The organism is Micromonospora sp. AMSO31t (genome assembly GCF_008868175.1).
GTDB lineage: Bacteria > Actinomycetota > Actinomycetes > Mycobacteriales > Micromonosporaceae > Micromonospora.
In genome coordinates, this window is sequence record NZ_WBKT01000072.1 from 1 (window position 1) to 15,981 (window position 15,981).

15 protein-coding genes and 1 riboswitch are annotated in these 15,981 nt (G+C 75.8%); of the genes, 6 read left to right on the forward strand and 9 right to left on the reverse strand.

Annotation, left to right across the window (positions count from 1 at the left end):
• The coding region (locus F8274_RS17345; protein ID WP_151463437.1) for a LuxR C-terminal-related transcriptional regulator at nucleotides 1–2,731 on the forward strand (2,731 nt) is incomplete at its 5' end.
• A gap of 12 nt (nucleotides 2,732–2,743) precedes the next feature.
• On the opposite strand, the gene F8274_RS17350 is transcribed toward F8274_RS17345, so the two are convergent.
• The 3 genes from F8274_RS17350 to F8274_RS17360 form a co-directional block, all read right to left on the reverse strand.
• On the reverse strand, nucleotides 2,744–3,295 hold the full coding sequence (locus F8274_RS17350) for a thioredoxin domain-containing protein (protein ID WP_151463438.1): 552 nt from the start codon (nucleotides 3,293–3,295) through the stop codon (nucleotides 2,744–2,746).
• 103 nt (nucleotides 3,296–3,398) lie between these two features.
• The gene (locus F8274_RS17355; protein ID WP_151463439.1) at nucleotides 3,399–4,076 is read right to left on the reverse strand and encodes a BON domain-containing protein; all 678 of its coding nucleotides are present in this window, start codon (nucleotides 4,074–4,076) and stop codon (nucleotides 3,399–3,401) included.
• A gap of 199 nt (nucleotides 4,077–4,275) precedes the next feature.
• Nucleotides 4,276–4,680, reverse strand: a complete 405-nt coding sequence (locus F8274_RS17360; protein WP_151463440.1) for a hypothetical protein — start codon at nucleotides 4,678–4,680, stop codon at nucleotides 4,276–4,278.
• A gap of 437 nt (nucleotides 4,681–5,117) precedes the next feature.
• On the opposite strand from F8274_RS17360, the gene F8274_RS17365 reads away from it, so the two are divergent.
• A complete protein-coding gene (locus tag F8274_RS17365; RefSeq protein ID WP_151463441.1) occupies nucleotides 5,118–5,477 on the forward strand; it encodes an STAS domain-containing protein in 360 nt (119 codons plus the stop codon).
• Between the two features lie 126 nt (nucleotides 5,478–5,603).
• On the forward strand, nucleotides 5,604–6,056 hold the full coding sequence (locus tag F8274_RS17370; RefSeq protein ID WP_151463442.1) for an SRPBCC family protein: 453 nt from the start codon (nucleotides 5,604–5,606) through the stop codon (nucleotides 6,054–6,056).
• A 1-nt stretch (nucleotide 6,057) separates the two neighbouring features.
• On the opposite strand, the gene F8274_RS17375 is transcribed toward F8274_RS17370, so the two are convergent.
• The 5 genes from F8274_RS17375 to F8274_RS17395 form a co-directional block, all read right to left on the reverse strand.
• Nucleotides 6,058–6,567, reverse strand: a complete 510-nt coding sequence (locus F8274_RS17375; protein WP_151463443.1) for a hypothetical protein — start codon at nucleotides 6,565–6,567, stop codon at nucleotides 6,058–6,060.
• A gap of 99 nt (nucleotides 6,568–6,666) precedes the next feature.
• Nucleotides 6,667–7,746, reverse strand: coding sequence for a hypothetical protein (locus tag F8274_RS17380; RefSeq protein WP_151463444.1), 1,080 nt, complete (start codon nucleotides 7,744–7,746; stop codon nucleotides 6,667–6,669).
• A 4-nt stretch (nucleotides 7,747–7,750) separates the two neighbouring features.
• Nucleotides 7,751–7,882: riboswitch (cyclic di-AMP (ydaO/yuaA leader) on the reverse strand.
• 143 nt (nucleotides 7,883–8,025) lie between these two features.
• On the reverse strand, nucleotides 8,026–8,940 hold the full coding sequence (locus F8274_RS17385; RefSeq protein WP_151463445.1) for a cation diffusion facilitator family transporter: 915 nt from the start codon (nucleotides 8,938–8,940) through the stop codon (nucleotides 8,026–8,028).
• A 90-nt stretch (nucleotides 8,941–9,030) separates the two neighbouring features.
• Nucleotides 9,031–11,145 carry an AAA family ATPase gene (locus F8274_RS17390; RefSeq protein ID WP_151463446.1) on the reverse strand — a complete coding sequence of 705 codons (2,115 nt, stop codon included), beginning with the start codon at nucleotides 11,143–11,145 and terminating at the stop codon, nucleotides 9,031–9,033.
• A 108-nt stretch (nucleotides 11,146–11,253) separates the two neighbouring features.
• Nucleotides 11,254–12,195, reverse strand: a complete 942-nt coding sequence (locus F8274_RS17395) for an alpha/beta fold hydrolase (protein ID WP_151463447.1) — start codon at nucleotides 12,193–12,195, stop codon at nucleotides 11,254–11,256.
• Between the two features lie 126 nt (nucleotides 12,196–12,321).
• Here F8274_RS17395 and F8274_RS17400 point away from each other — a divergent pair, with 126 nt between their 5' ends.
• Nucleotides 12,322–12,924, forward strand: coding sequence for a carbonic anhydrase (locus tag F8274_RS17400; RefSeq protein ID WP_151463448.1), 603 nt, complete (start codon nucleotides 12,322–12,324; stop codon nucleotides 12,922–12,924).
• A 63-nt stretch (nucleotides 12,925–12,987) separates the two neighbouring features.
• On the opposite strand, the gene F8274_RS17405 is transcribed toward F8274_RS17400, so the two are convergent.
• Nucleotides 12,988–13,317 (reverse strand): hypothetical protein, encoded by a 330-nt coding sequence (locus F8274_RS17405; RefSeq protein ID WP_151463449.1) that lies wholly within the window; start codon nucleotides 13,315–13,317, stop codon nucleotides 12,988–12,990.
• A 330-nt stretch (nucleotides 13,318–13,647) separates the two neighbouring features.
• On the opposite strand from F8274_RS17405, the gene F8274_RS17410 reads away from it, so the two are divergent.
• Both F8274_RS17410 and F8274_RS17415 read left to right on the forward strand, forming a co-directional pair.
• Complete coding sequence (locus F8274_RS17410; RefSeq protein WP_151463450.1) at nucleotides 13,648–14,139, forward strand: DUF3145 domain-containing protein; 492 nt, start codon at nucleotides 13,648–13,650, stop codon at nucleotides 14,137–14,139.
• Nucleotides 14,140–14,164: 25 nt separating this feature from the next.
• A complete protein-coding gene (locus F8274_RS17415) occupies nucleotides 14,165–15,895 on the forward strand; it encodes a glycoside hydrolase family 3 protein (protein WP_151463451.1) in 1,731 nt (576 codons plus the stop codon).
• Nucleotides 15,896–15,981 lie beyond the last annotated feature (86 nt).

Here is a 15,981-nt window from a genome sequence, read left to right on the forward strand (position 1 = left end):
CCGGCTGGCGCCGGCAGCGCTGCCCGAGCCGGTGCTGGTGCGGCCCCGGCTGATCGACCGGCTGGACCGGGGCGCCGCCGGGCCGGTCACCCTGGTCCTCGCGCCGGCCGGCTGGGGCAAGACGACGCTGCTCGCCGGCTGGGCCCGGACCGTGCGGGCCGAGCCGCCGCCGGCCTGGGTGACCGTGGAGGAGGGCGACACCGGGGAGCGGCTCTGGGCCTACCTGGCGGCGGCGCTGCGGGCGGCCGCCGAGGGGGTCCCGGACGAGGGTCCCCGGCCGCCGCTGCCGGACGGCCCGCCCCGGCCGGACCAGCTCGAACTGCTCGCCGCGGCGCTCGCGGCCCGGGAGCGCCCGGTGCTGCTGGTGCTGGACGACCTGCACCGGGTGACCGACCCCGCCGCCCTGACCGGGCTGGAGTTCCTGCTCCGGCACACCGAGGGACGGCTGCGGCTGGTGGCCGCCGCGCGGACCGACCCGCCGCTGGCCCTGCACCGGTGGCGGCTGGCCGGCGAGCTGACCGAGGTGGGCCCGGGGGAGCTGGCGTTCACCCCCGACGAGGTGGCCGACCTGCTGGTCGCGCACGGCGTGCCGCTCCCGGCCGCGGCGGTGCCCCGGCTGGCCGACCGCACCGGGGGTTGGCCCGCCGGCCTGCGCTTCGCCGCGCTGGCGCTGCGCGCCCAGGCCGACCCGGCCCGCGCGGTCGACGGGTTCGCGGGCGACCGCCCGGACGTCGCCGGGTACCTGCGCGACGAGGTGCTCGCGCCGCTGGACCCGGCCGCCCGGGACGTGCTGCGCCGCAGCGCGGTGGCCGCCGCCGTCTGCGCCGACCTGGCCGACGCGGTGACGGGACGGCCCGACGCCGGCCAGGTGCTGGCCGACCTGGCCCGGGAGGGCGGCTTCGTCCAGCAGGACGGGGGCAGCCCGCCCTGGTACCGGTGCCAGCCGCTCCTGGCCGACCTGCTCCGCGACGAGCTGGACCGGCTCCCCGCCGACGAGCTGCGCGAGCTGCACCGGCGCGCCGCCGGCTGGTACGCGGGCCACGACCGGCCGGCCGAGGCGCTGCGGCACGCGCTGGCCGGTGGCGAGTGGGACACCGCCACCGAGCTGCTGATCGCCCGCTGGCCCGAGCTGGCGCCGTACGAGCGGGACCGGCCCGTCGCCCCGGCCCCGCCCGATCCACCGGTCGAGGCGGTGCGCCGCGATCCGGAGCTGGCGCTGGCCGGCGCGGCCGAACGGGCGTACGCCGGGGACGCCGAGGCGGCCGCCGGACGGCTGCGGACGGCCGTCGAGCACGCCCGCGACCTGCCCGCCCCGCGCCGGGACCGCTTCCGGCGGCTGGCCACCGCTGTGGAGCTGACCCTGGCCCGGCTGGACGGGGACCACGACGACGTACGCCGGGCGGCCGGGCGGTTGCTCGCCACCGCCGCCCCGACCGCCCCCGGGGACGACCCGCGGGCCGGCGCGGGGGAGGACGCCGACGTGCGGGCGGTCGCGGGCACCGCGCTGGGGCTGGTGGCGCTGGCCGAGGGACAACTGTCCGAGGCCGCCGGGCACTTCTCCGGTGCGCTGGCGGCGGCGCGGCGGGCGGGCCGGCCGCGTACCGGGCTGGTCTGCGCGAGCCGGTCGGCACTGCTGGAGGCGGCGCACGGCGCGCTCCGGTCCGCCGAACGCACCGCCCGGGAGGCGCTGGCCATGCCGCCCTGCGAGGGCTGGTCCTCACGGCTGGACTGCGGGTACGCGTACCTCGCGCTGGCCCTGGTGGCGTGGGACCGCGACGAGCCGGCGGAGGCCGCGGCGAACCTGACCCTGGCCGGCCCGGCGACCGCGGAGCCGGGCGGGGCGGCGCTGGCCGCGCTCTGCCGGGCCGGGCTGCTGGCCGCCGGCGGTGAACCGGCCGCCGCGCTGCGCGCCCTGGCGGCGGCCCGGGAGACGGCGCCCGGCCCCGACCTGGACGCCTGGCTGGTCGCCGACGAGGCCCAGCTGCGCGGCGCGGTCGGGGACCTGGAGAGCGCCCGTGCCCTGCTGGCCGAGGCGGGAGCGGGCGCCACGGACACCACGACCCCACCCGACCCGGCCGGCGCGGCCGCGGTGGACCGGGCGACGGTCGCCGGGGAACCGGTCGGCGCTCGTGGCGGCGGGCCGGCCGCCCTCGACGTGGCGCTGGCCCGGGTGCGGCTGGCGGCCGGCGACGCGCGCGCGGCCGGCCGGGCGCTGCCCCACTGGACCGGCCCGGACGCGGACTCCTGGCCGCTGCGCGTGCGGCTCGCCGCCGGGCTGCTCGACGCGGTGCTGACCGGCGGCGCCGGCGACGACCGGGGTGCCGGGCGGATCCTGGAGCAGGTCCTCGACCTGGCCGAGCCGGAGGGCTACCGGCGGGTCTTCACCCGCGCCGAGCCGGCGGTACGCGACCTGCTCGCGGCGCACCTCGACGCCGGCACGGCGCACTGGGCGACGGTGAGCGACCTGGTCCGTGGGGCCGACGAGCGGCGGGCCGACGAGTCGCCGGAGCGTCCGGCCGGCCCGGAGCGGACCCTGGACGAGCCGCTCACCGAGCGGGAGCTGACGATCCTGCGCTACCTGCAGAGCATCCTGTCCAACGTGGAGATCGCGGGGGAGCTGTCGCTGTCGGTCAACACGGTGAAGACCCACGTGCGCAACATCTACCGCAAGCTCGACGCGACCCGCCGGCGGGAGGCCGTCCGGCGGGCGCGCGAGCTGCGGCTGATCTGACCGCGACCGGGTTCAGGCGTCCGCGGCGGCATCGACGGCGGCGAGCAGATCCGCCAGGTCGTACCCGCCGTCGTGACGCACCTCGTTGACGAAGAGCGTCGGGGTGCCGTCGACCCCGCTGCGGATGCCGCCGACGAAGTCCTGCCGGACCCGGTCGGCGTGGGCGTGACGCCCCACCTCGGCGCCGACCTCGTCGGGCGGCAGCCCGAGCTGCTCCACGCCGAGCGACAGGTGCACCGGGTCGAGCTGGTCCTGGTGCTCGTAGAGCCAGTCGTGCATCTCCCAGAACCGCCCCCGCCGTCCGGCGGCCTCGGCCGTCTCGGCGGCGCTCTCCGCGTACGGGTGGACGTTGGCGATGGGGAAGTGCCGGTAGACCAGCCGGACGGTGTCGGCGCGCTGGCGCAGCACCTCGGCCAGGTTGGTGTGGGCGGCCCCGCAGAACCGGCACTGGAAGTCCCCGTACTCGACGAGGGTGACCGGCGCGTCGGCCGGCCCGCGGGTGTGGTCCGTCCCGGTGACCGGGAGCCGCAGCCGGGCGGTGGTGACCTGCAGTGGCGTGGTCATCGGGCCATCACCCGCCGATCCGGCGTGGCGTTCGGATCAGTCATGGTTCCCAGCCTCGCCCACGGCGGGGTGAGCCGGGATCACCCGGCCGGGGTGGTCCGCCTCAGCGGCCGACCGTCACCTCGTTCCGCACCTCCCGGATGCCGGGCGCGTTCCACACCACCCGTTCGATCTCCTCGCGCTCGCCGGCCGAGTGGACCAGCCCCTCCAGCAGCACGGTGTCGCCGTGCACCCGGACGCTGATCCCCTCCGCCTCGGTGGCGCCGTTGCGGGCCAGCGCGTCCACGATCCGCTCGGCCAGGTCGCGACCGTCGGCGCGGACGCTCGGCCGCACGGTGATGCCGTTGCTCACCCCGCGTACGCCGGTGAGCCGGGCGACCGAGCGTTCGGCGGCCCGGCGCTGGTACTCCCACTCGACCTCGCCGTGCAGGGTGACCCAGCCGTCGGCGACGGTCACGTCGAGCGCCTCGATCGGCACGAACGCGTCCCACTCCAGGGCGCGGCTCGCCGCGGTGGCGATCTCCGGGTCGCTCTTCTCGGCCGAGGTGGCGATCCGGACGGCGATGTCGTTGGCGACCGCCCGCACCCGGGGCACCCGGTGGGCGGCCCGCTCGGCGGCCCACTTCCTGGCGTAGCTGTCCACGGAGCCGGCCAGCGTCACCACCCCCTCGGTGACGGTCACCCCGATCTCGTTGGGGCGTACCCGGGGCTCCCAGGTCAGCTCGTCGAGAACGGCGGACTGGATCTCCTGGTCGGTGCGGGTGGTCGTCGCGGTGGCCATGCTGGCTCCCTCCCGGGGCTCGGTTCGCGGTTCGCCGGGCTCCGCCGGCACGGAGTCCCGCAACCCCGATCCTGCGCGCGTCCCGGGTGACCCGCCCTCACCCGATGCGGGTGGGCCGATCTGGGCGGCCCGCTGACCGGGCCGCGAACAACGGTGGCCGCCCCCGACGCCGGGGGGCGGCCACCGTCGCGTGCCGGGATCAGCCGTCCAGCCCGGCGGGGGAGTTGGGGCGGTCGACGTCGACGAACTCGATCTCGTCGACGTCCCGCTCGCGGCTGCCGGCGGCCCGCGCGGCGGTGCCGGCGGCCCAGCCGATCGCCGCGCCGGCCAGCGCCGCGGCGATCAGCAGCGTCCAGGGCAGCGCCGGCCGGCGGCCGGCGAGCGCGTCGAAGGCGAGGCTGGCCCGGCGGCGGGCCTCCTCGGCGGCGGAGCCGACCAGGTCGGTGGCGTCGTCGGCGAGGCCGGAGGAGTTGCGGCGGGCCGACCGGGCGGCGTCCCGCACGCTGTCGCCGGCGGAGCCGGCGGCGGAGAGCAGGTGCTGCCACGCCTGGTCGGCGACCCGCTCGGGCTTGCTGCGGCGGTCCAGCAGGGTGGATCCGAACATCGTGTTACCTCCTCGGGGTGCCGAAGTCCGGCGGCCAGATCGGACTCCGGGTGTCATCCGGCGCGTGACGGTTCGCTCACCGGGGCCAGTGCCCGCACCGGAGCCGGCGCAAACCCACCGGGGTGGGCCGGGTCGCGCCCGATCGGCGCGGCACCGGACGAACCACGCGAACGCGCCGGGGGCGGGTGCCACCCGGGGGTGCGCCCGCCCGCTACCCTGGGTCGGCGGATCGGCCGGGCCCACCCGGCCGATCGACCGGTTGGGACCCCGCGCTGCGGGGAAAATAGGAGCCCGAAGGTCCGGATTGGGATGCCCAGGTGTGCCCAGTACGCGAATTGCTCATCCCGAGGGGTGGCGACCGAGGCCGTCGGAGGAATACTCTCGGTCGCGGCCCGCGTACTGATGAGGCGCCCGTACGGGCGAGTGGAGGTGCTCGCGTGAGCCTGTCGATCGTGAAGTCGGTGCTGCCGGGTGGTGTGGTCCAGATCGCCCCGCGAGGGGAGATCGACGTCGACACCGCGTACGAGGTGCGGGAAGCGATCGCCCAGGTGCTCGCCAAGGGCCGCCCCTCCCGGATCGAGCTCAACATGCGGCTCGTCACCTTCATCGACTCGGTCGGCATCAGCGCCATGGTCGCCGGCTTCCAGACCTGCGAGGTCAGCGGCGTGAAGCTGGTGGTCACCGAGCCGAGCCGCTTCGTGCACCGGCAGCTCTGGGTGACCGGCCTGCTCGGCCTCTTCGGCGCGCCCGAGCCCTGGTTCGCCGACAGCACCCCCCAGGTGCTCCCCGGCGCCTGATCGCCCACCTCCCGCTGATCCACTCCAGCTCGCCGACCTGCCCCCGGCCGGGGACTTTCGACCCGTTGCCAGCCCGGCTCCGGTACGGGACGATCGTGCGGACCCACGACGGCGAGGGGGTGCCGCTTGCTCAGCAGCGACAGCTTCAGCTACACCGTGCAGGCCCGGTGCACGAGGGCCCACGCGGTGGCGCTGCTCGGCGACCTGAGCCGGCAGGGCGAGCTGCATCCGCTGATCGTCCGGGTCCGCCAGCTGCCGGCCCGCCCGGGGGCGCTGGCCAGCTACGCGATCACCGACCGGCTGGCGCTCGGCCCGCTGCACTTCCCGGTCACCTACCAGGCGGACGTGCTGGTCGCCAACGAGGACGAGGTCGTGACCGTGGCCCGGCAGCAGCCGGCCACCACGTTGCGCAACCACACCCGGCTGCGCGACGAGCCCGACGGGGTGGTGCGGATCGACGTGGAGATCACCCTCTCCGCACCCGCGCCGCTGTTCGGCTACGCCTTCCGGCAGGCCCGTGCGGCCCACCTCGGCCTGGCCAGCCGGCTCGGCGCCACCCTGGAGGGCGGGGCGGCCTGACTCAGCCGCGCCGCCCCGCGGCCACCGGTCGCCGCGCCGCCGGGCCGGCCGGCCGCAACCGGCCCCACGGCTTGTACGTGGACAGCACCGTGACGACGAGCAGCAGCGTGCTGGAGACGGTCGGCGGGACCACGAGGTCGACGCGCTGGTGGGTGTCGGCCGCCCCGGCCAGCGCGCCGAGGTGCCGGACCGTGGGGGTGAGCAGGAACAGCACGAGCACGACCACCACAGTGGTGACCGCGAACTTCACCAGCACCCAGCGCCAGCGCAGCAGCCCCCACGGGGTGAGCAGCGCGCTGGCGAGCCCGACCAGCCAGACGAGCACGCTCAGCGGGGCGAACAGCCAGGTGACCAGCAGCGCGGCGGCCGGGTAGACCACCTCGGGGTCGGCCCCGCGCAGCCCGGCCACGCCGAGGGCCAGCAGCACCAGGTCGGCCCCGAGCCACCCCAACGAGGTGACCAGGTGCAGGGTGAGCAGGGCCTTGCGTCCGGCGGGGGAGAGTCGAGTCATGCCACCGATGCTCGGCCGTCGCGGGCGTCGCGTCGTGGGCCGCGCGGCGACACCCGGCGTACGTCGTGGGGCGTAGGCCGGGTGCCGCCGGGTCGCGGATCAGTACACCGACAGGTGCACGTGGTTGGTGTGGTCGCTGGACGGGTCGCCGTTGCCCCCGCTGTACGACTTCCAGCCGCTGCTGGGCAGCCAGATCCTCTTGAACCAGATCACGTAGAGCACGGCGAGCGCGTCGGCGTTGCGGATGAAGTAGGCGGCCAGGTTGTTGCCGTACGTCTTGTCGCCGCCGCTGGCCACGCCGCCGAAGCCGCCCTTCTGTGCGGCGAAGTCGCAGGCCCGCCCCTTCGGGTGCTCGCCCGAGCCGCTGGGCCGGTGGCAGGAGACGTAGCGGGTGAAGCCGGCCGCCTTGGCCTGCTGGAGCGCGTGCAGCGTACGCGGGGTGATGCAGCCGTCGGCGGGGGTCGGGTCGTTGACGCTGCACGATTCCGACGGCCAGGAGCCGTCGGCGTTGCGCTTGGCCGGCTTGGCGTTGGCCGAGGAGGTGCCCTGCACGCTGCCGCCGCCGCTGCTGCCGGACGCGCGGTTGTTCGCCACCTCCAGGGCGCGTTCGGCCTGCTGCTTGCGCTTGGCCATCACGGCGACCTGCTTGCGCTGCTCCTGGATCTCACCGGTGAGCGCGGCCTGGGTGCGGGTCGCCTCGTCCCTGGTGTCGATGAGGTCGCGGAGGGCGCGGTCCTCGTGCGCGGCCACCTGCTCCAGCGCCGCCGCGCGGTCCATGAAGCCCTCGGGGCTGGTGCTGCCGAGCAGCGCCGCGGCCGTGCCCAGCCGCCCGGACCGGTACGCGACCCCGGCGATCTCGCCGACCTTGGCGTCCCGGACGGTCAACTCGTCGTTGACCGTCTTGAGCTGGGCGGTGAGCTGCTGTTGCCGGGTCACCGAGCGGTTCAGTGCGGTGCGTGCGTCCAGCCAGCCCTTGCTGGCCGCGTCGAGTTGGGCGCGCAGTGCCGGGGTGCCGCCCTCGTCGTCGCCGGGTGCGGCGGCGAGCAGGCCGGCGGGGGAAGTCGCCGGAGCCGCGGAGGCGGGGGAGGCCGGCACGGTCACGACGCCGAGGGTGAGCGTCGCGACGAGCAGGGCCGCCAACCGGGCGGCCGTCCGTCGTACAGGTGCCACTGGGGGCATTCACGTGTCCTTCCGTCAACCGCCGACCGGGTTAGCTGACGGGTTCGGGACGGAAGATCCCTACCGCTGACGCGGATGCACCCCACGAACGTGGTTCCCCGGCTCGCCCGTGCGGGCGATTAGGCGCTGGCCACCGCGGGCGCCGGCGGGCGCCGCCCGGCGGGGGCCGCGATCGAGCCTACCGGCGCTGTGCCGGGCCGGCTCCGCTGGTGGGAGCCGGTGTCCCGGACAAAACCGGCACAGATGCACAATAGCCACTTGGATTTAAGATTGCCCTAATTACCACTCGACCGCGCCGCACGCCCCGGGGGACGCTCCGGGTTCGATCTGCAACGTGGCGTGATCGATCGAGAAGTCCTCGTGCAGGGCGGCCCGGGCGGCCGTCAGCACCTCGCCGACCTCGGCGCCGGGCGTCATGGTGAGGTGCGCCGAGGCCACCTCCATGCCCGAGGTGAGCGTCCAGACGTGCAGGTCGTGCACCTCGGCGACGCCGGGCACCTCGGCCAGCCGGTCGTGCACCGCGGTCACCTGGAGGTGCTCCGGGGCAGCCTGTACCAGGATCCGGACCGCGGCCCGACCGAGCCGCCAGGTGCGCGGCAGGATGAACAACCCGATCGCCACGGCGACCAGCGGGTCGGCCCACCACCAGTCGGTGACCGCGATGACCAGGGCCGCGCCGATCACGCCGAGGGAGCCGAGCAGGTCGCCCAGCACCTCCAGGTAGGCCCCGCGCAGGTTGATGCTCTCCTCGGCGCCGGCGCGCAGCAGCGCGAAGGCGGCGATGTTGGCGAGCAGGCCGAGCACCGCCACGGCGAGCATCGGCCCGGCCAGCACCTCCGGCGGCTCGCCGAACCGGCGTACCGCCTCGATCAGGACGTAGACGGCCACGGCGCCGAGCAGCACCGCGTTGGCCAGCGCGGCCAGCACCTCCAGCCGGTAGAGGCCGAAGGTGCGCTGCGGGTCGGTGTCGGCGTGCCGGGTGGCGGTGATCGCGGCGAGCGCCATGCCGATGCCGAGGACGTCGGTGAACATGTGCCCGGCGTCGGAGAGCAGGGCCAGCGAGCCGGTGGCGAAGGCGGCCACCGCCTCGACCACCATCAGGGCGGTGAGCAGCGCGAACGCGCCCCAGAGCCGACCACGGTGACGCTGCGCCGCGTTGGCCACCGCGCCGCTGTGGTCATGACCTGCGCCCACGCCCACACCCTCTCGTCCGCCGCACCGGCCGGGCTTAATCTATGCTCACATCGCTATGTGTGCAAGTGAAAGCCGGATGCGGCGCCGCCGTCACCCGACCGGGTCGAGTGTGGTGAGCCGCTGGGTGGCCCGGGAGAGCGCCACGTAGAGCGTGCGGACGCCCGACCCCGGATCGGCCCGGATCTCGCTCGGCGCGACCAGCACCACCCCGTCGTACTCCATGCCCTTGGCCTGGAGGCTGGTCACCACCTGGAGCCGGCCGCCCAGGTCGCCCAGCCAGCCGGCCACCTCGTCCCGGCGCGGCACCGGCGTGATCACGCCCACCGTGCCCTCGACCTCCGCCAGCAGCGCGCGCGCCGCGGCCGCGGTGGCGGCGGGCAGGTCGGCGGCCGGCACCGTCCGCTCGACGGGCGCCACCCCGGTCGAACGGACCGCGGTGGGCAGGGCGAGATCCGGGTGTACGCGGTGGATCTCCGCGGCCGCCACGGCGAAGATCTCCGCGGAGTTGCGGTAGTTGGTGGTCAGCTCGAACCGGTGCCGGCGGCGCCGGCCCAGCGCCTGGTCGCGGGCCCGGGCCAGCTCCTGCGGGTCGCCGGTCCAGGCGGTCTGCGCCGGGTCGCCCACCACGGTCCAGGAGGCCAGCCGGCCGCGCCGGCCGACCATCCGCCACTGCATCGGCGAGACGTCCTGTGACTCGTCGACCACCACGTGGGCGTAGTCGCGGTAGTCCTCCGGGCGCTCCCGGGCCGCGGCCCGGGCGGCCCGCTGCCGGTCGGCGGCCGTGCTCAGCTCGCGGACGCCGCCGGCCAGCAGGAACGGGTCCCGCTTCGGCCTCGCCCGCTGCACCGGCCGGCCGAGCAGCGCGTCCAGCTCGTCCAGCAGCGCCACGTCGGCGATCGTCGGCCCCTCACCGTCCAGGCTCCGGTACGCCCCGGTCAGCAGCCGGATCTCGGCGCCGGACAGGATGCCGCCGGCGTACCGGCGCAGCCGCTCCGGGCGGGCCAGCCAGCCCAGCACGTGGCGCGGGTGCAGCCGCGGCCACCAGGCCTTGAGGAACTCCCGGAACTCCGGCCGCTCGATGATCTCGTCCTCGAACGCGGGCTGCTCCGGCAGCCGGCCGATGCGCAGCTTGCGGGCCTGCGCCCAGAGCGCGGCGAGGACCGCGTCGAAGGCCGCCCGGCGCACCTCGTTGCGGCGCGCGCCGCGGGACAGCGTCCGGTCCCGGACGGCGTCCAGCTCGGCCCGCTCCAACCGGAGCAGCTCACCCCGGTAGAGCAGGCGCAGCTCGCCGGGGGAGTCGGGCACCGCGTCCCGGACGGCCCGCTCCAGCACCCGCCGCATCCGCAGCGACCCCTTCACGGCCGCCACCTCGGGCGGGTCGGTCCGGGTCGCCGACACGCCGGGGAACAGGGAACCCAGCGAGTGCAGGGTGGCCGTCTCCTCGCCGAGCGAGGGGAGCACCGAGGCGATGTACTGGACGAACACGCTCGACGGGCCGACCACCAGGATGCCGCCGCCGGCGTACCGGGCGCGGTCGGAATAGAGCAGGTACGCGGCCCGGTGCAGGGCAACCGCCGTCTTGCCGGTGCCCGGGCCGCCGGAGACGATCGTGACCCCGCTGCCCGGCGAGCGGATCGCCTCGTCCTGCTCCCGCTGGATGGTGGCCACGATGTCCCGCATGCCGTGGCCGGTGGCCCGGGACAGGGTCGCCAGCAGCGCCCCGTCACCGACCACCGCCATCTCCGGCGGCGCCGCCTCCGGGTCCAGCAGGTCGTCCTCGATCCGGGTGACCTGCTCCGCGGACGACTGGATCGTGCGCCGCCGCACCACACCCTGCGGCTCGGCGGGGGTCGCCTGGTAGAACGCGGCGGCGGCCGGGGCCCGCCAGTCCACCACCAGCGTCTCCGCGTTCTCCCCGCGCACGCCGAGCCGCCCCACGTGCAGCACCTGCCCGGTCCGCAGGTCCAGCCGGCCGAAGACCAGCCCCTCGTGCTCGGCGTCCAGCACGTGCCGGCGCTGCGCGGCGTGGAAGACCATGGCGTCCCGCTCGACCAGGGCGCCGAAGTTGCCGACCCGGGCCAGCCGGTAGCCCTCCCGCTCGGCGTCGGCGGCCGACCGACGCAGTTCGGCCAGCCGGGCGTACACCCGGTCGAGATGCCGTTGCTCGACGGCGATCTCCCGTTCCAGGGTGGTCTGGTCGCTCAACGCGGAGGCTCCTGTGGTCAGACGGCGGGCTGAATGAGGGTACGGGCCGCCGACCCGGCCCGTGTCGGGGCCATGCCGCTGCCCGCCGCCCGCCGTCCGGGTTGCCCGTTATCCGGGCGTTCCCACCCGCTGCCCGGACGCGCCCGCGCCCGTCCCCGCGAGGACCTGGTGCAGCACCCCGGCGACGGCGGCGGTCACCTCGTCGGGGCGTTCCATCATCAGCATGTGGCCGGCGCCCGGGCAGACGGTCAGCTCGGTGGTGGGCAGCGCCGCGGCGATCGACTCGGCGCACGGCGGCGGGGTGAGCCGGTCCCGGTCGCCGACCAGCGCGGCGGCCGGCAGCCGGCCGAGCGCCGCGAGGGTGTCCAGCCGGTGCTGGGCCCCGATCGAGGCGCGGAACCCGCCGATCGAGCGCAGCGAGGCGTGCGCCACCGCCGAGGTGACCAGCCGGATGTCGGCGGGGTCGCAGCGGTCGCCGAAGAGCATCCAGCGGATGCTGGGGCGGAGCGCGCGGAGCAGCGCGTGCGGCGGGCGCCAGGCGCCGCAGCGGGCCAGCACCCCGGCGCCGGTGGTCTCGGCGAGCCGGATCAGCCGGGCGATGCGGGGGGACAGCCCGTAGGCGGTGTGGGTGTGTCCCTCGGCGGTGGTCGAGACGAAGACCAGGCCGGCGACGCGGGCGGCGAAGCGGTCCGGGTGGCGGTGGGCGTACTCCATCACGGTCATCCCGCCCATCGAGTGCCCGACCAGCACGATCGGGCCGGACGGGACGAGCTGGTCGACCACCGCGGCCAGGTCGTCGCCGAGCTGGGCCAGGGTGGCGCTGCGCAGCGCCATGCAGCTCGACCGGCCGTGCCCCCGGGCGTCGTAGGTGAGCACCCGGACCCGGTCGCCGAACCGGTCGCGCAGGCCGGCGAGCTGGCGGTGCCAGCTGCGGCCGTCCAGCGTCCAGCCGTGCAGCAGGACGGCGGTGACCTCGGCGTCGACCGGCCCGGTCGCCGTCACGTGCAGGCGTACGCCGTCGGGAAGCCGCACCTCCAGGTGCTCCGCCATGTTCCACCTCCCCGGGCCGACCGGTGTCCCGCACCGGAGTGACCCGGTGGTGACACCGGCGTACCCGTCATGACAGCACGGCAACCGGGGTGGTGAGAAGATTCGCAACCCCGCTCGCGGCGTCGGATGGGTGACCAGGCTGGAGGGCATGCCGCCCTGGCCGAACTGCTCTCCGGCAACCGGCGCTTCGTCAGCGGGCAGCCGGTGCACGGCCACGACGTGACGGCCGCCGCCGCCGTGGCCTCGGGCGACCAGCAGCCGTACGCCGTGGTGCTGGGCTGCATCGACTCGCGGGTGCCGCTGGAGGCGATCTTCGACCAGACGTTCGGCTCGATCTGCGTGATCCGCACCGGCGCGCACGTGCTCGACCGGGCGGTCTGCGGCTCGATCGAGTACGTGGTGGGCCAGCTCGGCGTGCGGCTGGTGATGGTGCTCGGCCACGAGCGCTGCGGCGCGGTGGGCTCGGCGGTCGACGCGCTGCGCAGCGGGCGCCGGCCAGGTGGCGCGCTGGGCTACGTGGTGGACCGGATCACGCCGGCGGTCCGCGAGGTCGGCGCGGACGACCCGGACGCCCATCCCCTCGCCGTCCGGCGGCACGTCCGGCGCACGGTGGCCGCCCTGCGCGCCGACGATCTGCTGGCCGGCCCGGTGGCGGCCGGCGAGGTGGCCGTGGTCGGCGCCCTCTACGACCTGGCCACCGGCGAGGTGGCGCTGCTGCCCGAGGAGTGACAAGACAGAACCGCCCGCCGGGTGATCCCGGCGGGCGGTTCGTGGTGTCGCGGGTGAGGGCGCTCAGCCCTCGAAGACGCCGGCCTCGACGAGACGCTTCTCGGTCTTGTCCCAGCCGTGGTCCGGGTGGGTGGCGGCGAGAGCGTTGATCTCGGCGCGGACCTTGGCGGCGTGGCCGGCGGCGGCCAGCACGCGGATCTCCTCGACGAAGGCCTCGGAGTCGGTGCGCAGGTGCGCGGTCTTGCCGTTGGTCAGGTTGCGCACGTAGGCGTGCTTGCCGCCGTTGAGCGGGATGAGGTACTTGAACTCGCCCAGCACGCTGAGGGCGCCACCCTGGCCAGCCTGGCCGGCCCGGACTGACGCGCGCGCGGTCTTAGAGGTGTTGCTCGCCACGGAGGTACTCCTTGCAGACGTACGGGAGGACGGAAACCGTCCGGGGGCTGTATGTGCGGTTGACGCCCGGGGTGAGCGTCAGCCCGCGAAGACGTGCGGCGGCACAGAACCGCCCAGAGAACTGTACACGAACCCGACGCCTGGCTGGTCGTCGCGCCGTCAGGGAGCACAACCAGGTCAGCCTCCCGGGTATTTCCCGGTCACCGGCACCGGCGAATTTTCCGATTCGCTGGCGCACCATCCGTCACACGGGTCATCATGTGTTCCAGAGGCCACTCGCGTGGACGAGGTCGTAGGGGAAGACGCACCTCGGCTCACCGGGAGGTCACCGTGCCAACGCGTGGCGTCGTATACGTCCACTCGACCCCGCTCGCCGTGTGCTCGCACGTCGAGTGGGCGATCGCGCGCGTCCTCGCCGCGCCGGTCAACCTGCACTGGACGGCCCAGCCCGTCGATCCCGGGGCGCGGCGCGCCGAGTGCGGGTGGACCGGCAGCCCGGGGACGGGCGCCGAGCTGGCTGCTGCCCTCCGGCAGTGGCCCATGATCCGTTTCGAGGTCACCGAGGAGCCCAGCGCGGGGGTCGACGGCGAGCGCTTCATGTACGTCCCGGGACGCGGCCTGTTCCGCGCCACCGTCGGCGCGGCCGGTGACATCCAGCTCGGCGAGGACCGGCTGCGCAGCATCATGGCCGCCGCCCGGGCCCCGGAGGCGCTCGCGCACGCCTTGGACAAGGCGCTCGGCACCGCCTGGGACGCCGAACTGGAGCCCTACCGGTACGCCGGGGACGGCGCGCCGGTGACACTGCTCACCCGGGTGGGGTGACGGAAGGCCAAGTTGCCCCGATACGGTGGGACGCGTGTCGATTTCCCCGCGTCGCACCTGCGTCGCGCTCGCCGCACTGACCGCGCTGCTCGTCTCCGGGTGCTCGGGTGAGCCCGAACGGCCCCGACCGACCCCGTCGAGCCCGACGCCGGTCCCGTCGTCGGCCGCCCCCACCCCGACCGGGGCCGACCCGGCCGCCCGGGCGGCCGCCCTGGTGGCGACGCTCTCCGACGAGGATCTCGTCGGCCAGGTGCTGATGCCCTACGCGTACGGCAGCTCGGCCACGAAGGTGTCGCCGGGCTCGGCCGCCGGCAACCGGGCCCTGGCCGGGGTCGACACCCCCGCGGAGATGGTCGCGAAGTACCGCCTCGGCGGGCTGATCCTGGTCGGCTTCAGCGCCGACGACCCCACCTCGGGCAACCAGGCCACCACCAACGTCGACAACCCGAAGCAGGTTCGCGCGCTGACCGACGGGCTGCGCGCGGCCGCCGGCCGGCTGCCCGCCGGCCCCGCCCCCTTCCTGATCGGCACCGACCAGGAGTACGGCGTGGTCACCCGGATCACCGACGGGGTGACCCTGCTGCCCAGCCCGCTCGCCGCCGGCGCCGCCGGCAACCCGGCGCTGACCGAGGCCGCCTGGCGGGCCGCCGGCGCCGAGCTGGCCGCCATGGGCGTCAACCTGGACTTCGCGCCGGTCGCCGACGTGCTGGCCACCCGCAGCACGGTGATCGGGTCCCGCTCCTTCGGCGCCGACCCGGCGACCGCCTCCGCCCAGGTGGCCGGCGCGGTCCGCGGGTTGCAGGCCGAGGGGGTCGGCGCCGCCGTCAAGCACTTCCCCGGGCACGGGCTGACCGCCGCCGACTCGCACACCGACCTGCCGGTGGTCGGGCAGTCCCGCGCCGTGCTGGACCGCACCGCGTTCCCGCCGTTCCACGCCGGGATCGACGCCGGCGCCATGGCCGTGATGTCCGCCCACCTGGACGTCAAGGCGGTCGACCCGGGCACCCCGGCCACCTTCTCCCGCAAGCTGCTCACCGACGTGCTCCGCGGCCAGCTCGGCTTCCAGGGCGTGGTGATCACCGACGGGATGAACATGGCGCCGGCCAAGAAGTGGTCGCCGGGGGAGGCCGCGGTCCGCGCGTTGAATGCCGGCAACGACCTCATCCTCATGACCCCGAACGTGGGCCAGGCCTACGACGGGCTGCGCGCCGCGCTCAAGGACGGCTCGCTGCCCCGGACCCGGCTCGTCGAGGCGGTCACCCGGGTGCTGACCATGAAGTTCAAGCTGGCCGACCGGCCGGCGCCGGCGCTGTCGACGCTGGACAGTGCCGCGCACCGCAAGGCCGCCGCCGACCTGGCCGCCGCCGCGGTGACCATGCTGCGCGGCCGGTGCGGCAGCCCGGTGGCCGGCCCGGTCACCGTCACCTCCTCCGGGGGACGGGACGGCACCCGGGCCGCGCTGACCGCGGCGCTCACCGCCGCCGGTGTGAAGGTGGTGCCCAGCGGCGGCACCGTCGTGCACCTCGTCGGGTACGGCGACGGGAGCAAGGACCTCCGCGCCGACGCGGACGTGACGGTGGCCATGGACACCCCGTACGTGCTGGCCGGGGCGAAGTCGCCGACCCTGCTGGCCACCTACTCGTCCACCCGGACGTCGATGACCGCGCTGGCCGCGGTGCTCGCCGGGAAGGCCCGCCCCACCGGCCACTCGCCGGTGAAGGTGTCCGGCCTGCCCGCCACCACCTGCGGCACCTGATCGGGGTGGGTGCCCGGCGACCGACCCGGTCCTGACCTGCCCGACTGGTAGCGTCGGCCCGGTCCGCCGCCAGGGAATCCGGGGGG

Excerpts from the sequence above, each read along its gene's own strand:
- F8274_RS17360 (WP_151463440.1), bottom strand. The coding sequence starts at position 4,680 with ATGTTCGGATCCACCCTGCTGGACCGCCGCAGCAAGCCCGAGCGGGTC.
- F8274_RS17350 (WP_151463438.1), bottom strand. The coding sequence starts at position 3,295 with ATGACCACGCCACTGCAGGTCACCACCGCCCGGCTGCGGCTCCCGGTC.
- F8274_RS17375 (WP_151463443.1), bottom strand. The coding sequence starts at position 6,567 with ATGACTCGACTCTCCCCCGCCGGACGCAAGGCCCTGCTCACCCTGCAC.
- F8274_RS17400 (WP_151463448.1), top strand. The coding sequence starts at position 12,322 with ATGGGTGACCAGGCTGGAGGGCATGCCGCCCTGGCCGAACTGCTCTCC.
- F8274_RS17395 (WP_151463447.1), bottom strand. The coding sequence starts at position 12,195 with ATGGCGGAGCACCTGGAGGTGCGGCTTCCCGACGGCGTACGCCTGCAC.
- F8274_RS17380 (WP_151463444.1), bottom strand. The coding sequence starts at position 7,746 with ATGCCCCCAGTGGCACCTGTACGACGGACGGCCGCCCGGTTGGCGGCC.
- F8274_RS17355 (WP_151463439.1), bottom strand. The coding sequence starts at position 4,076 with ATGGCCACCGCGACGACCACCCGCACCGACCAGGAGATCCAGTCCGCC.